The organism is Dysosmobacter sp., from assembly GCF_052306735.1.
In the GTDB taxonomy this organism is placed as follows: domain Bacteria; phylum Bacillota; class Clostridia; order Oscillospirales; family Oscillospiraceae; genus Oscillibacter.
Genome location: NZ_DAWBAJ010000047.1, coordinates 1 through 15,387 on the forward strand (window position 1 = coordinate 1; position 15,387 = coordinate 15,387).

Annotated in this window: 16 protein-coding genes and 1 pseudogene; 5 read left to right on the forward strand and 12 right to left on the reverse strand. The window is 61.8% G+C overall.

What is annotated here, in order from left to right:
• The 9 genes and pseudogenes from ACT67G_RS10150 to mtaB all read right to left on the reverse strand — a co-directional run.
• Positions 1-1,349, reverse strand: a pseudogene (locus tag ACT67G_RS10150) (DNA-directed RNA polymerase subunit beta); the annotation flags it as partial.
• Positions 1,350-1,706: 357 nt separating this feature from the next.
• Positions 1,707-1,892 carry a hypothetical protein gene (locus ACT67G_RS10155; RefSeq protein ID WP_325245324.1) on the reverse strand — a complete coding sequence of 62 codons (186 nt, stop codon included), beginning with the start codon at positions 1,890-1,892 and terminating at the stop codon, positions 1,707-1,709.
• 92 nt (positions 1,893-1,984) lie between these two features.
• Positions 1,985-2,230, reverse strand: a complete 246-nt coding sequence (locus ACT67G_RS10160) for a permease of phosphate ABC transporter (protein ID WP_443664159.1) — start codon at positions 2,228-2,230, stop codon at positions 1,985-1,987.
• A gap of 225 nt (positions 2,231-2,455) precedes the next feature.
• Complete coding sequence (locus ACT67G_RS10165; protein ID WP_325245320.1) at positions 2,456-3,055, reverse strand: hypothetical protein; 600 nt, start codon at positions 3,053-3,055, stop codon at positions 2,456-2,458.
• A gap of 111 nt (positions 3,056-3,166) precedes the next feature.
• Positions 3,167-4,258, reverse strand: a complete 1,092-nt coding sequence (locus ACT67G_RS10170) for a TPM domain-containing protein (RefSeq protein WP_443664160.1) — start codon at positions 4,256-4,258, stop codon at positions 3,167-3,169.
• Positions 4,259-4,274: 16 nt separating this feature from the next.
• Positions 4,275-5,465, reverse strand: a complete 1,191-nt coding sequence (locus ACT67G_RS10175; RefSeq protein WP_443664161.1) for a toxic anion resistance protein — start codon at positions 5,463-5,465, stop codon at positions 4,275-4,277.
• A 52-nt stretch (positions 5,466-5,517) separates the two neighbouring features.
• Positions 5,518-6,231 carry a 5-bromo-4-chloroindolyl phosphate hydrolysis family protein gene (locus ACT67G_RS10180; RefSeq protein ID WP_443664162.1) on the reverse strand — a complete coding sequence of 238 codons (714 nt, stop codon included), beginning with the start codon at positions 6,229-6,231 and terminating at the stop codon, positions 5,518-5,520.
• Between the two features lie 115 nt (positions 6,232-6,346).
• A complete protein-coding gene (yfbR, locus tag ACT67G_RS10185; RefSeq protein WP_443664163.1) occupies positions 6,347-6,922 on the reverse strand; it encodes a 5'-deoxynucleotidase in 576 nt (191 codons plus the stop codon).
• Position 6,923: 1 nt separating this feature from the next.
• Positions 6,924-8,216, reverse strand: coding sequence for a tRNA (N(6)-L-threonylcarbamoyladenosine(37)-C(2))-methylthiotransferase MtaB (gene mtaB / locus ACT67G_RS10190; protein ID WP_443664164.1), 1,293 nt, complete (start codon positions 8,214-8,216; stop codon positions 6,924-6,926).
• 154 nt (positions 8,217-8,370) lie between these two features.
• On the opposite strand from mtaB, the gene ACT67G_RS10195 reads away from it, so the two are divergent.
• From ACT67G_RS10195 to ACT67G_RS10210, 4 genes are read left to right on the forward strand one after another with little or no spacing between them, the layout of a single operon-like run.
• Positions 8,371-9,504, forward strand: coding sequence for a cysteine desulfurase family protein (locus ACT67G_RS10195; RefSeq protein WP_443664165.1), 1,134 nt, complete (start codon positions 8,371-8,373; stop codon positions 9,502-9,504).
• A gap of 38 nt (positions 9,505-9,542) precedes the next feature.
• Positions 9,543-10,928, forward strand: coding sequence for an MATE family efflux transporter (locus tag ACT67G_RS10200; protein WP_443664166.1), 1,386 nt, complete (start codon positions 9,543-9,545; stop codon positions 10,926-10,928).
• The gene (locus tag ACT67G_RS10205; protein WP_443664167.1) at positions 10,925-11,746 is read left to right on the forward strand and encodes a putative RNA methyltransferase; all 822 of its coding nucleotides are present in this window, start codon (positions 10,925-10,927) and stop codon (positions 11,744-11,746) included. Before ACT67G_RS10200 ends, ACT67G_RS10205 begins: the two co-directional genes overlap by 4 nt.
• 29 nt (positions 11,747-11,775) lie before the next feature.
• Complete coding sequence (locus ACT67G_RS10210; protein ID WP_443664168.1) at positions 11,776-12,477, forward strand: cysteine hydrolase family protein; 702 nt, start codon at positions 11,776-11,778, stop codon at positions 12,475-12,477.
• 54 nt (positions 12,478-12,531) lie between these two features.
• Here ACT67G_RS10210 and ACT67G_RS10215 read toward each other — a convergent pair whose 3' ends face one another.
• The 3 genes from ACT67G_RS10215 to ACT67G_RS10225 form a co-directional block, all read right to left on the reverse strand.
• Positions 12,532-13,116, reverse strand: a complete 585-nt coding sequence (locus tag ACT67G_RS10215; protein WP_443664169.1) for an HD domain-containing protein — start codon at positions 13,114-13,116, stop codon at positions 12,532-12,534.
• 77 nt (positions 13,117-13,193) lie between these two features.
• Positions 13,194-13,874: a DUF2461 family protein gene (locus tag ACT67G_RS10220; RefSeq protein ID WP_443664170.1), complete on the reverse strand. Its 681-nt coding sequence runs from the start codon at positions 13,872-13,874 to the stop codon at positions 13,194-13,196.
• A gap of 135 nt (positions 13,875-14,009) precedes the next feature.
• On the reverse strand, positions 14,010-14,642 hold the full coding sequence (locus tag ACT67G_RS10225; protein WP_443664171.1) for a ferritin-like domain-containing protein: 633 nt from the start codon (positions 14,640-14,642) through the stop codon (positions 14,010-14,012).
• Between the two features lie 215 nt (positions 14,643-14,857).
• Here ACT67G_RS10225 and ACT67G_RS10230 point away from each other — a divergent pair.
• On the forward strand, positions 14,858-15,387 hold a 530-nt coding region (locus ACT67G_RS10230; protein ID WP_443664172.1), incomplete at its 3' end, for an ATP-binding cassette domain-containing protein.

Sequence of the window (15,387 nt, forward strand, 5' to 3'; positions counted from 1 at the left end):
ACCCGCTCCATCCGGGAAAAGCCGATGCGGAACTGGTTCTGCAGCAGCTCGCCCACGGAACGCAGGCGGCGGTTGCCCAGGTGGTCGATATCGTCCTTGACGGAGATGCCCCGGGCCAGGCCGTTCATATAATTGATGGAGGTAAGGATATCGTCGATGATGATGTGCTTGGGCACCAGATCATCCTTGTGCAGGCGCAGCTGCTCCTTGAGTTCCTCGCCGGAGTACTGGCCCAGCAGCTCCTGCAGCACAGCAAAACGCACCCGCTCCTTAATGCCGCACTCCGCCTCGGGATCAAAGTCCACATAGCGCTTGAGGTCGCACATCTTGTTGGACATCACCCGCAGGGGCTGGCCCTCCACGTCGATGGTGACCTCACCGACGCCCACGGCGTCCAGCTCCCGGGCGTCCTCCTTGCTGAGGAGATGACCCTCGTCAAAGAGGATCTCGCCGGTGGCGGGGTCTGCCACGGGGTACACCAGCTTGTAGCCGGCAACCCGGTGCCACAAAGACAGCTTCTTATTGAACTTGTACCGGCCCACGATGGACAGATCGTAGCGCCGGGGATCGAAGAACAGGTTGTGGATCAGGGTCTCGCTGGCCTCCACCGTGGGGGGCTCGCCGGGACGGAGCTTCCGGTAGATCTCCAGCATGGCGTCCTCATAGGTCTTGCAGGGATCCTTTTCCAGGGTCACCACAATGCGGGGATCATCGCCGAACATATCCAGGATCTCCGCGTCGGTCTTGAGGCCCAGGGCCCGGATCAGGCAGGTGATGGGGATCTTGCGGTTCTTGTCGATGCGGACCCAGAAGACCTCGTTGGCGTCGGTCTCATACTCCAGCCAGGCGCCCCGGTAGGGGATCACCGTGGAGGTGAGGATAGGCAGGTCGGTCTTGAGATCCAGTTCCTTGCCGTAGTACACACCGGGAGAGCGGACGATCTGAGAGACCACCACGCGCTCGGCACCGTTGATGACGAAGGTGCCGGAGTGGGTCATCAGGGGGAAGTCGCCCATGAAGATCTCCTGCTCCTTGATCTCCTCGGTCTCCTTGTTGCGCAGGCGAACCTTCACCTTCAAAGGCGCTGCGTAGGTGGCGTCACGGGCCTTGCACTCCTCCACATCGTACTTGGGTGCCTCGTCCATCTTGTAGTCGATGAAGGTCAGTTCCAGGTTGCCCTGATAGTCGGTGATCGCGGCGACATCCGCGAAGACCTCACGCAGTCCGGTGTCCAGGAACCACTGGTAAGACTTCTTCTGAATCTCCAGAAGGTTGGGCATGGGAGTGACTTCCTCATGCCGGGCAAAGTTCTTACGAAGGGTCTTTCCGTAATACTTGTCTTTGGCCATCTTCACATTCACCTTTCTTCTGTCCGCCCCTCCCTGTCCGAAGGGGTAAACGGTTGATCTTAAAGCCGCAGAAGCGTTTGAAACGCACGGGGCGGTTGTCATTTTCTATCCTGTCTCCCTTGCATTGCAGGGGAAAACATGTTATCCTGTCCACAGTGATAAGAAAATGGAAAAGTCTCCGCCGCCATCATATAAGCGATTTATTTTACCATGGCTTTTTTTCTCTGTCAAGGAGAAAAAATGTATATTCCGGACGTGTGTCCGGATTTTTTTATGTCCGTTTTCCCCAAACGAAAAAGGAGCACGGCCCCATGGGGCTGTGCTCCTTTTCATGTTACTGTGCGTTTTTGACCCGGCTCACTCGTAAAGCTCCTCGTCGGCATAGTCATCGTACTCGGATCCGAATTTCTTTGCCAAGCGGTTCTTCACACCGCAGCAGCCCACAGACAAGTCGTGCCAGCCGCCGATCAGCAGGCAGACCACCGCGGCAAGCGCCAGGCTGGCACCGATGATCTTCATGACCATGCTTGCAGTTTTGCTCATAAGCGTGTCCTCCTATCGGGCAGTTTTTCTTTGTGCGCAGTTGTTATTATACACCATCCGGGGTGCTTTTACAATGGGTTTCCCCGGCAACCTCAGCCGTAAATATCCTCAATGGCGATTTTGTCCCCCAGCAGATAGGGCAGGAACTTGCCCATCAAAGGCACATACGACGCCGCAAAAACCAGCGACGCCACCCAGGCCGCGGCCCGCTTTTTCCTTCTGGGAACCGCCAGGCCGATGAGCACGCCCATGGCGCAGACGCAAATCTTCAGCAGGGCCATGTCCTTCCAGGTACAGCCTTTGAGGTACTGATTTGCCGCTTCAAAGAGTTTTTTCATTTCCGCGTTCCCTCCTTTATGTCCTTCCGGCCCGCCGGCCGGAACCAACCGGAAAACGGGGGCGGGCTCTCCCGCCGTTTATGATTGCGGATATTATACCACGGGGTTTTTGAAAAAGGAAGCCTTCATTTTCACTATTTTACCGCCAGGCCCGTCCCCGACGCGGCCGGAACAAAGCTCCCGGATCCCGGGAGCTTTCGGTCAGGAGAATTTTCTCCTGCTGTTTTACGCCTGGCGCCGCAGCTGTACCACCACCACCGTGGCGGCACCGTCCCGGCTGGTGACATTGCTGTTGTAATTGAGGGTGAACTCCGTCTCCTCCGTCACATCCAGGATCAGGCTGTTGGATCCGCCGGCACTGACGCTGTCCTCTGCAGTCCGGGCGTAGACGCCGTACTCCAGATGCCCCTGGCCGCCATAGGCTGGCGTCACCTGAAGGTATCCCGCCGTCTCCAAAATGGCGGAGACGTGGTACGTGATGAGGTAATATCCCGGCTCCAGTCGGATCTGCGTGGCGTTTTGCAGGGTGATCTGCCCGGTGGGATCTTCCACCGCCTGGGCAAAGGGAATGGCGCTGCCGTTGGCAAAACGCTGCATAAAGGTATAGAAGGAGGCAAACACATCCTCCGGCGCGGTGCCCGGTTCCCCCTGGGGAATGAAAAAGTCCAGACGGACGCCGTCTGCCGTTGGGGTGGCGGTGACCTTCGCCTCCGTGCCCGGAGGCGTGGTGGTGGTGGATCCCACCGTGATGACCGGTGCCGGGCAGCGGCAGGGACACGCCGGGCAGCAGGGCAGGCAGCAGGGATCGTCTTTAGGATGGAACATGATGGTTTCTCCTCTCGGGATTGGATAGTCCATCCTATGCACCTGCAATCCATCCCGTTCCTCGTCAAAAAAAGGAAGCGGCGAAAATCACCGCTTCCTTTTTCCAGATGCTCAGCGTCTGCCTGCGCCGCCTCCAAAGGAGCCGCCGCCGAAACCGCCGCGGCCTGCACCGCCCCCGAAGGAACCGCCGCCGAAACCGCCGCGGCCTGCGCCGCCCCCGAAGGAACCGCCGCCGAAGCCGCCGCGGCCTGCGCCGCTCCCAAAGGAACCACCGCCGAAGCCGCCGCCGAAAAATCCACCGCCGCCAAAGCCGGCAGGCCCCTGAGGAGGCCTGGGTCCCCGGGGCGGGGGCCGTCTGGGCGGCCTGGGAGGCCGAGGCGCCCGGTAGCGCCGGGGCCTGCCCCAGAAGATGGGATAGTAGAGCACCGTGGGCCGACCCATACCCGGCTGCAGGTAGCGCCGCCGGTACCGGCTGTACCGCACGCCGTCCAGGATGATCCAGACCACAAACAGCACCGCCACCAGCATCACAAGATCAAACACCAGCGTGCCCAGAGTTGGAGCAAAGTACCCAGTAGAGACACTCTCATAGCCGCCGGAAACAGCGTGGTAACTCTCCGGCACCGCGGGAATATAATTCTCCTTCACGGTGACCCCGTAGCCCTCTGCCATATAATCGATGAGGGCGTCAAAGGTGGTACGCACCGCAGCGTCGTAATCCCCGGCGGCAAAATCCGCCTCCATATAGCTCCACAGGATGCTCTGGAGAGCCTGCTGCTCCGAGGAACTCCACCCGCTGCCCCAGCCCATGTAATAATCGCCCACCGGAGCGCCGTTGTACATATTCTCCAGGGCCAGCACCAGCAGTACGCCGTTGTTGCGCTCCGCAGAGCCTACCCTCAGGCGGTCAAACTCCCGGGCAGTGTAGTCGGCAATGCTCTCCGTCCCGGTGGTGTCCACCACCTCCACGGCGATCTGGGCGCCGGTCTGGGCAAAGAGGGAGGCGTTCATGGCGTCGATATACGCCATGGTATCCTGGCTGATGACCCCCTGGGAATCCATCACATATTGATAACTGCCGGTGACGGAGGTGGATGCCTGGGCGGTCTCATCCGGCCGCCTGGCCTGGCCGATGAGGATGCCTGCCACAATGGCCAGCACCATCACCACTGCCGCTACCGGGCGTTTTTGCAGGAATTTCATAGATCTCCTTCCCGGTTTATCCGTGCAGCTCCATGAGCTTCTGCTTCAGTTCACCCTCGATGCGGCCCAGCTCCGCCTCGGCGGCCTTGCGCTTGGCGGTGCCCTCCTTCTGGATATTCAGCACCTCGTCCAGGGTGGAGATCAGCTGCTCATTGGTATGCTGGAGCGTCTCGATATCCACCACGCTGCGCTCGGCCTCCCGGGCGGTTTCGATGGTACCCATCTTCAGCATGTCGGCGTTCTTCTTCAAAAGCTCGTTGGTCATGTTGGTGACGGCGCTCTGGGCGGCAGTGGCCTGACGGCCGTGCTCCAGGCCCAGGGCCAGCACCATCTGGCTTTTCCACAGGGGGATGGTGTTCACCAGAGAGGACTGGATCTTCTCCACCATCAGTGTGTCGTTATTCTGCAGCAGCCGGGTCTGGGGGCCCATCTGCACGGAGATCATCCGGGTGAGCTCCAGGTCGTGGAGCTTCTTTTCAAACCGGTCGCACATCTGCACCAGGTCGTTGTAGGCCTGGGCATCCTCCTGGGCGCCGGTCTGCTCCGCTTTGGCCTTCAAAGCCGGCAGTTCATTGGCCTGGACATCCGAGAGCTTCCGCTTGCCCGCCAGGATATACATGGTGAGCTCCTTGTAATACTTGAGGTTGAGCTCGTACATCTGATCGAACATGGCCACGTCCTTCATGAGCGTCACCTGGTGCTGCTCCAGCTCCCGGGCGATCTTATCCACATTGGCCTCCACCTTGGAGTACTGGGCTTTCATGGCCTCCAGCTTGTTGCCGGTCTTCTTGAAGAGGCCGAAAAGGCCCTTCTTCTCCTCTTCCTCGCCGAAGCCCTTGAGCTCCACCACCAGCTCGGAAAGGGACTTGCCCACCTCGCCCAGGTCCTTGGTGCGCACAGATGAGAGGGCGTTCTCCGAAAAGCCCGCCACGTTCTTCTGGGCGGCGGCGCCGTACTGGAGCACCTGGTTGGAATCCGTAATGTCGATCTTCTTGGCAAACTCCGCCACCGCCTGCTTCTCCGCGTCGGAGAGGAGGTTTTCATCCATCTGCACCGGGGTGACCTCCGGCTTGGGCGCCTCCTGGACATCGGGGGCCGCAGGGGCCGTGGGGTCCAGCGTCAGTTCCGGAACCGCCTGGGCAGCCGCCGCGGCGGTATCATTGGGTGTGAGGGTCAGCTCCGGCATTGTGTTCTTTTCTTCAGCCATGGTCATATCCTCCGTTCATTCTTGATCCATATCCACAGACTGCGGAGCGCTCTCACAGCTCCAGCTTGATATCCGGGTCGTTCTTGGGGGTGGTCTCCGCTTTGAGCTGATCCCCCACCAGGCCCTCCCGGGCCATCATGTTCTCCAGTACGGTGATATCCGTGGAGATATCCAGGGCATCGGCGCCGTAGAGGGCGTCCAGCTGCTTTTCAAAGGCGGAAACGATGGTACGCATCATGCCCTCCACCTTGGCAAGGGTGGTGTCGATATTCTCCCCGGACACCCCGGCGGCGCTCATGCGGTCATAGGCGTTGAGGAGCTTCAGGGTGGTAGGCAGGTAGTAATCCATGAATTTTCGGATTTGGGGCAGCTTCTTGGGATCCCGCTTGACCTCCTCGAAGATCTTGGCGGACACCTGCTCCAGCCGCACGATGTCGGCGGAGATGCCGGGGTCGGCGATGTTGTCGTCCAGACGCTTCATCTCCGCGATGGCCAGGCGGCCGTCCTTGAGCATCTTGTCCAGGGTCGGGTCTCCGGTGGAGTCCTCCTTGGGGGCTTCGGCTTTCTTGGTCTCCTCCGCCTTCTTCTCCTGTCCGATGGGACCGGAATGGCACAGCCGATTCACCACTAGGAACACCACCACCGACGCCGCCCCCAGCAGCACATAGTGCAGCGGTTTGTACAGCGGGAACAGCAGGGCATACATCAGCCACACCACCGCCACCGCGTAAAAAGGGGCGGGACTTTTTCTGACGGTTTCTTCCATAGAGACCTCCTTTGCCGGGCGGAACGCTCCGCCCGCGCCTGTGCGGCCAAGGGGCCGCCGGAAATTGGTTCTGGGGATATCATACGCGCCCGGGGCTCCCGGGTCAAGGGACGGCTCAGGTCAGCTGGTCCAGCGTCAGGGAGAAGCTCTCCAAAAACGTCTCCATGAAGTACGCCACTTCCGGGAGCTCCATGGCCTCCAGCGCCGCCCGGGTCTGGGCGGCCGCCTCCCGGAACTCCATGTTCCCGGCCTTGACCTCTTCCAGGCACTTGATGTAAGCGGAGAGCTTGTCCGCCGCCTTCACCAGCGCACGCACCTGGGGATCCTCCGGCCGCAGCAGCGGGGCGTAGGCTCCCTGCAGCTCGGGAGGCAGCAGCTCCAGGAGCTTCTCCGCCGCCACCGTCTCCACCTCCTTGTAGGCGTTGCGGATGGCGGGGTTGAAGTATTTGATGGGGGTGGGCATATCCCCGGTGAGGATCTCCGTGGCGTCGTGGTAAAGGGCCGCCGCTGCCACGGCACCGGGGTCCACCTGCCCGCCGAACTTCTCGTTGCGGATCACTGCCAGGGCGTGGGCCAGAACCGCCACCTGGTGGCTGTGCTCCTGGACGTTCTCCGAAGCGGTGTTGCGCATGAGTGCCCAGCGGGTGATAAAGCGCATCCGGGCAATATAGGCGAAAAAATGGCTCTTCATCTCACCCCTCCACGATCTCACCCAGCAGCGCCGTGCCGTCGTTGCCGGTGATGCGGACGTTTTTCAGCTGGTTGTGCAGGTCCTCCCCTTCCGCCAGCACCTCCATATAGTTAGGGGCGTGTCCGGAATAGAGGCCCTTGCGGGGCTGCTCAAAGAGGACGCAATAGGTTTCCCCTACACAGCCCGCGAGATACGCCTGGTGCATCCGGGCGGCAACAGCCCCCGCCCGCTTGGCCCGCTCCTCCTTGACGGCGGGGGGCACCTGAGGCATGTCCGCCGCCGGGGTGCCGGGACGGATGGAATAGGGGAACACGTGCATCTGGGCAAAGGCGCACTTCTGGATGAATTCCAGTGTCGTCTCAAACTCCTCCTCCGTCTCCTCCGGGAAGCCCACGATGAGGTCCGTGGTGACGGCAGGGCGGGTGAAAAAGCGGTTCAGCAGCGTGACCGACTCATAGAACCGGGCGCTGTCGTACTTGCGGTTCATCCGCCGCAATGTGGCGTCACACCCGCTCTGCATAGACAGGTGGAACTGGGGACACAGGTTGGGCAGGGCCGCTGCCCGGCGGCAGAAGTCCTCCGTCACCGTACGGGGCTCCAGGCTGCCCAGCCGCAGCCGCACCCCCTCCGGCACGGCGGCGCTGGCGGCCTCCAGCAGATCAATGAGGCTCTCCCCGGTCTTGAGATCCTTGCCCCAGGAGGAGATCTCGATACCCGTGAGGACGATCTCCCGGTATCCGGCCTCCGCCAGTTCTTTGAGCTGACGCACCGCCTCCGCCGTAGGCAGGGAGCGCACCCGGCCCCGGGCGTAGGGAATGATGCAGTAAGAGCAGAAGTTCACGCACCCGTCCTCGATTTTCAGCAGGCACCGGGTCCGGTCGGAGAGGCCGCCGGCAGGCAGCACCTCAAACTCCCGGCGGGAGAAGGCATCGTCCAGGGCCTCCGCTGGGATATGCCGGGCCACGGTCTGCTCCAGCAGGTCCACAAAGGCCACCCGGTCTCCGGTGCCTGCCACCAGGTCCGCCCCCAGCTTCCGGGCGTCGTCCTGGTGGGTCTGGGTATAGCAGCCGCAGATGGCGGCGATGGCCTCCGGATGTTCCCGGCGGACCCGGTGGAGCATCTGGCGGGACTTCTGGTCGCTGACCGCCGTGACAGAGCAGCTGTTGATGACATAGGCATCCGCCGCGTCGGCGAAGTCCACGATCTGGTGTCCCCGGCGGCGCAGCTCCTGCTCCATGGCCTGGGTCTCGAACTGGTTGACCTTGCAGCCCAGGGTGTAAATGGCAACTTTCATGGAATCTCCTTGCACTTTGTGTAAATTGTTTATATAATGAGAGGACTGCCGGATGGGCCACGCCCCTCCGGGCCGCTTTTTGCCCTTTTAAATTCTTTTTATTATATCGATTTTTCCCCTGTTGGGCAACCCCCAATGAAAGGAGCCTTTTTCTATGATCTATCTGGATCACGCCGCCACGACACCGGTACCCCGTGAAGTGGCGGACGCCATGTATCAGGTGCTCACCGAGCAATTCGGCAATCCCAGTTCCCAGTATCCCATGGGCCTGGAGATGAAGCACCGGGTGAGCGCCTGGCGCTCCGTTGTCGCCCAGGCGGTTGGCTGCGACGCCAAGTCGCTGTTTTTCACCTCCTGCGGCACAGAGGCGGACAACTGGGCCATCACCGCTGCCTGCTGGCAGAACCGCCGGGTAGGCCGCCACATCGTCACCACCGCCGTGGAGCACAGCGCCGTCATCGAGTGCTGCCGCTGGCTGGAGCGCCAGGGGTACGAAGTGACCTACGTTGCTCCCGATGCAAACGGCGACATCACGGCGGAGCAGATTCTCTCCGCCGTCCGGCCGGACACGGCGGTGGTCTCCTGCATGATGGTCAACAACGAGCTGGGCAACGTCTACCCCATCGCCGAGATCGCCGCGGGACTTTCCGCCCGCAATGCCCAGACGCTGCTGCACACCGACGCCGTCCAGGGCTTTTTGAAAATCCCCTTTGCCGCCAAGAGCCTGGGAGCGGACTTCATCACCATCTCCGCCCACAAGATCGGCGGTCCCAAGGGCATCGGCGCGCTGTACATCGGGCCCCGGGTAAAGAATCCCAAGCCCCTGCTTCCCGGCGGCGGCCAGGAGTCCGGTCTCCGTGCCGGGACAGAGGCCACCGCCCAGATTGCAGGCTTTGCCAAGGCCGTGGAGCTTCGTCGGGAAAATCTCCCGGACAAGCTGACCCATATGGCGGAGATCAAGGCTTACGCTGTGCAGCAGCTCTCCGCCATCCCGGATCTTCAGATCATCGGCAGCGGCACCGCCCCTCACATTCTGGCGGTGTCCCTGGCGGGGTGGCCCAGCCAGAACATCGTCAACGACCTGGGCAGCCAGGGCATCTGCATCTCCGCCGGCTCCGCCTGCCATCAGGGCAAGCCCAGCCATGTAGTGGCCGCCCTGCACCTGCCCAAGCGCATTGCCGGGGGCGTCATCCGCCTGAGCTTCGGCCCGGAGACCACCAAGGCTGACATCGATGCCTGCACCCAGGCCCTGCGCAGCCACCACGACACCAAATTTCCCATGCTTTAAAGCCGGACGGCCCCGTCCGGCGGAAAGGATTCTTTACCATGAAATACCTGCGCCGTGAACCGGGCTTCTACCGCCGGTTATTTCTCCTGGCCCTTCCGCTGATCCTGCAAAACCTCATCACCACCTCCCTGGGCTTTGTGGACACCTTCATGGTGGGCCTTCTGGGCAGTGACCAGCTCTCCGCCGTCACCGCTGCCAACGCCCCCATTTTCCTGATCCAGGTCATCATCTTCGGCCTCATGAGCGGACTTACCATCCTGGTAAGCCAGTATTGGGGCAAACAGGACATTGCCTCCATCAACCGCTGCATGGGCTTTGCCATGTACGCAGGGCTGGCCATTTCCATCCTGATGGCGGCGGTGCTGTTCTTCTTCCCCTCCCAGGTGCTCTCCCTGGTGACGGACAACCGCACCCTCATCGAGATGGGTGAGCCGTATCTGAAAATCGTAGGCATCTCCTACATCTTCAACTCCGTCAGCAGCGTGTATGTGAGCATGCAGCGCAGCGCGGAAAATCCCTCCCTGGGCATGAAGGTCTTTGCGGCTTCCATGCTGCTCAACACCTTCTTGAACTACTGCCTGATCTTCGGCAACTTCGGTGCCCCCAACATGGGCATCACCGGCGCCGCCATTGCCACCCTCACCTCCCGGATCGTGGAATTTCTGCTGGTGCTCCTCTATGCCCTGTTCAGCCGTCGGGTACCCCTGATGCCCACCCTGTTGTTCCGCCCCGGCAAGGCCACCGCCCGGAGCTTTGCCAAGTACGCCACTCCCGTGCTCTTCAACGAGACTATGTGGGGCCTGGGCACCACGGTGATGACTTCCATCCTGGGCCATATGGCCGACAGCGCCGACATGCTGGCGGCTTACACCATCATGGGCAACATCGACAAGTTCACCACCGTCTCCTGCTTCGGCCTGGCAGGCGCCACCGCCGTGATCCTGGGCAAATCCATCGGTGAGGGTTCCTCCAAGGACAAGGTGTACGACCTGAGCTGGTGCTTGCTGATCGTCTCCTTTTTGCTGGGACTGTGCTTGGCCGTGGTGCTGGCCTTTACCCTGCCCTTCCTGTTCATCCCCTACCTCTATCCCCTCTTCGGCCTTTCCGAGCTGGCCACCCGGGCGGCGGCCACGCTGTGCGTGGTGTATCTCATCCTGCTGCCCCTGAAATCGTTTGATATCTCCAACATCACCGGTGTTCTGCGCTCCGGCGGAGATGTGCGGATGGCCACCATCATCGACCTGTGCCCCCTGTGGCTGGTGGCGGTGCCTCTGGCGGCTCTGACAGCCCTGGTGCTGGACGCCCCCCTGCCTCTGATCTGCCTGGGCATCTACTCGGAAAACATCTGCAAGATGCCTCTGGGCGTCATCCGGCTGCGCAGCCGCAAGTGGATCAATGACGTCACAAAGGGGGCTTGCGCATGAGCCTGTTCCGCTGTCCTGTCTGCGGGGCGCCTCTGGAGCGGGAGAGCGGCGCCTACCGCTGCCCGAACCGCCACAGCTATGACCTCGCCCGGGAGGGTTACACCTATCTGCTGCCCCCCAACCAGAAGCACTCCGCCGCCCCGGGCGACGACAAGGAGATGTCCGCCGCCCGGCGGGCCTTCCTCTCCAAGGATTACTACCGGCCCCTGCGGGACGCCCTGTGTGCCCTGGCGGTGTCCCACACCTCCCAAGCCCCCTCCATCCTGGACGCCGGCTGCGGCGAGGGGTACTACACCGCCGGGATCTTCCAGGCCCTCCGGGACGCCGGAAAAGAGCCCAAAATGGCAGGCACCGACATCTCCAAGTTCATTCTTCGCGCCGCGGCCAAGCGCTCCCCGGACATCGAGTTCGCCGTGGCCTCCTCCTACCATCTGCCCCTGGCGGACGGCGCCGTGGAGCTGCTGCTGGACTGCTTTTCTCCCCTGGCGTTGGAGGAATTTCGCCGGGTACTCTCTCCGGGGGGCACCTTTTTGTACGTGGTTCCCGCCGCCGACCACCTCTGGCAGCTCAAGGAGGTCCTCTACGACCACCCCTACCCCAACGAGGAAAAGGAGACCCCCTACGAGGGCTTTGCCTATGAGACCATCGTCCCGGTGGACGCCGACATCACCCTCCCCTGCGGGGAAGATATCCAAAACCTTTTCCGTATGACCCCGTACTGCTGGAAAACGCCCAAATCCGGCGTAGAACGGCTGGCACAGCTGACAGAGCTCACCGTCCGCACCGCCTTCCGTATCCACGTGTTCCGAAAGCTCTGAACCCATCCAAATCGTCAAGGAGGTCCATGATGAAACCCAATCCCACCCGTTCCGCCCTTCTGGTCATCGACATGGAAAACGGCTTTGTGGAGCCGGAGGGCGGCCACTGCATCCGCTTTGCAAAATCCACGGTGCCAGCCTGCTGCCGGGCAGTGGAGCTGGCCCGGGAAGAGGGCATCCCCGTCTTTTTCGTCAAGCGCATCTACCGCGCTGACGGCAGCGACGTGGAGCTGACCCGCTACGCCGGCTGGAAAGCGGGCGGCCGGGCCTGCGCCCCCGCCTCCCAGGGGGCCAACAGCGCCCAGGCGCCGGAGGGTCTGAAGCCCCAGCCCGGGGACTACACCATCATCAAGCCCCGGTGGAGCGCCTTTTTCCAGACGGAGCTGGACCTGATCCTCCGCCGCCTGGGGGTACGCACGGTGATCCTCACCGGCACCACCACCCCCAACTGCGTGCGCACCACCTGCTACGACGCCATCGCCCTGGAGTACAACACCGTGGTGCTGACGGATTGCTGCTCCTCCCAGACGGAGGAGATCCAGCGGGTGAACCTGGAGGATATGGGCCGGGCAGGCGCCATTCTCATGGACAGCGCAGCCTTTGCCGGGTACGGACCGGACACCGTGCCGGACACCTCCGCCGCCATCCGGGCGGAGATGGAGGGCTGTGACCTGGTGCCGGAGCCCTTCCAGCAGACGGAGAACGGCTCCGCCTGGACCGACCAGTGGTAAATACAAAAAGACTCCGGCGGAACATTCCGACGGAGTCTTTTTATCTGTTTTTCTTTACAGGGCGGCCATCTGCTGCGCCACGCTCTCCTCGCAGGACTTCATGGCCTGGAGGGTCTTGTCCAGCAGGGTGTCCAGCTCCCAGCCCAGGCGCTCGGCGCCCTCCCGGATCACATCCCGGGAGCAGCCAGCGGCAAACTTCTTGTCCTTGAACTTCTTTTTCAGGGAGTTCAGCTCCATGTCCTGGCAGCTCTTGCTGGGACGCATCAGCGCCGCGGACCACACCAGGCCCGTCAGCTCATCGGCGGCAAAGAGCACCTTCTCCATCTCCTCCGTGGGCTCCACGTCGGAGCAAAGGCCATAGCCGTGGCTACACACCGCATGGACGAATTCCTCGCTGCACCCGATCTCCGAGAGGAGTTCCGGGGCCTTTTTGCAGTGTTCCTCCGGCCACTTCTCAAAGTCCACGTCGTGGAGGAGGCCCACCGTGGCCCAGAAGTCGGCATCCTCGCCGTATCCCAGTTCCTGGGCATACCAGCGCATGACGCCCTCCACTGTCAGGGCGTGCTGGACGTGGAAGCGCTCGCCGTTATATTTGCGCAGCAGCGCCATGGCCGCCGCCCGGTCCGGACATGTTTTCATGGAAATCCGCTCCTTTTGTGTCAGAATCAAATTGGTTTCAGTATAGGCGTCTTTCCCGGCTTTTGCAAGCCCCGGCGTCACACCTCCCGGGGGTCCGGATCGCCGTCCAGGGTAACAAAGTAGTCATACCAGGGCAGGAGATACTCGTATCCCGCCTTCAGCCGCTCTACGATCTCCCGGCCAAAGAGCTCCTCCGTCAGTTTTTCGCCGTGGTCCACCACAAAGGATTTGGCCTGATACCAGGGCTCCACCAGCTTGGAGGGAGCGGCAGCCCGGGGCTTTTTGTAGTCCTCCGTCTCCAGGGTGAACTCCTGCTGGCGGGAGAGGGAACGCATCAGCTTTTCCATGGGGGCGGGGTCCCGGGTAATGCGGGCGCGGAGCTTTGCCATGGTCAAAGGCTTTGGCATGTAGTATCCCATGCCGTAATTCCACCCCTCCGGCCCCAGTTCAAACCAGAAGGTGGGGTGGGCGGTCCACTGCTCCGAGGGCTGCTCCACGGAGAACCACAGATGATCCTTGTAGGGGCCCCGGCCGTGGAGCCGCCGGGCGTCCCGGTAGATGCGGGTCACCTTGCGGATGAGGCCGTAATCCGGGCGCTTGTCCCGGATGAATTCGTAGATCTCATCCCCCAGCTCCGTCATGGGGCGGTAGAAATGGGTGAGATACGTCTCCTTATGGGCCTCAAACCAGGTGCGTTCGTTATTGAAGCGGATCCCCCACATGAAATCCACGGTTTCGTCTGTAAATCCGGTAAACATGCCGTCCTCCTGCGGAAAATTTCTTAATCCCGCCCAGTATAGCACATCCGCCGGCGGCATGGAAGCGGAAAATCCTCCAAAACTCACAAAACATCCCCGGCTGGGAAGCCGGGGATGTTTTTCTGCGGGACTGTCTCAGCAGCTGCTTCTGCCGGAGAGGGAGCGCTCCAGCATCCCCATCAGCACCTCCGCGTGGCGGTACTCGTCGGCACTGAGCTGGCCCAGGAGCTCTCCCAGGCAGGGATCCGTGGTGCCGTCCTGGGCCCGGGCGTAGTTGAAGCCACCGCAGGCCTCGGCGTGGTAGCGCTCCCGCAGGGCGGCGCACCACTGCCCCACGCAGATCCGCTCACAGCTGACGGCAGGCCGGTAGCAGCTGCCGGTGATGAGATAGTACACCGCCATCAGCCGCCGGGCGTGGCAGGCCTCCTCCGTGGCAATCTGGCGCAGATGCTGCCGGGCCCAGGACGGCGCCTGCCGGGCAAAAGCCTGGTAGTACCGGCAGTCTGCCAGTTCCTCTTCGATAAAGCCCTGGATCACTCCCAGCATCTCCATGGCGGCACTGCCCATGCAGCAGGGATCCATCTGGGTGCCGGGGAGCTGTTCCTCCGCCGCCGGGGCGGGCATGGGGGCGGCGTTTTCCGCCGGAGTGGGCTGGCCCGGCAGGTCCGCCATATCCGGATAGGGTTCCATGTCCGGCGCCACCCGCCGCCACACCCGGTCATACTGCCGGTAATCGTAGGTACCGGGGCTATGTAAGTCTCGTTCCATACTGAGATTCCCTCCTTTTCCGTTCACTTCAGGATATGCGCCGGGTCAAAAAAGCGTACCTGTTGCAAATACAACTGGTATATTCCGGACGTCCCCGGTAAAATATAGGAGAAAAGGCCGGAAAAGCGGCGTCGCCTCGTTGCTTTTTCGTGCTTATTCTGATAATATAAAAAGGCTGTGAGCATTTTTGCCAAAAAGGAGGTTCCTTCTTCAACATGCTGGAACTCAAACATATCAGCTACGCCGTCCAGGAGGGAGACGGCCAGCTGGGCATTCTCAACGATATCTCCCTGACCATCGACGAGAACAAGCTGGTGGTATTCACCGGCCCCAACGGCGGCGGCAAGACCACCCTGGCCAAGATCATCATGGGCCTGGTGAAGCCCACCTCCGGCCAGATCATCTGGAACGGGCAGGACATCACCGGCCTGGGCATCACCGAGCGGGCGCGCCTTGGCATCAGCTACGGCTTCCAGCAGCCCCCCCGCTTCAAGGGGCTGACGGTGCGCAACCTGCTGACTCTGGCCTCCGGAGACCAGCACCTGTCCAAGGACAAGTGCTGCCAGCTTCTCACCAAGGTTGGCCTGTGCGCCAACGACTATCTGGACCGGGAAGTGGACGTGTCCCTCTCCGGCGGCGAGGTCAAGCGCATTGAGATCGCCACCATCCTGGCCCGCAACAGCCAGCTGATGATCTTCGACGAGCCGGAGGCGGGCATCGACCTGTGGAGCTTCGCCCGGCTGAC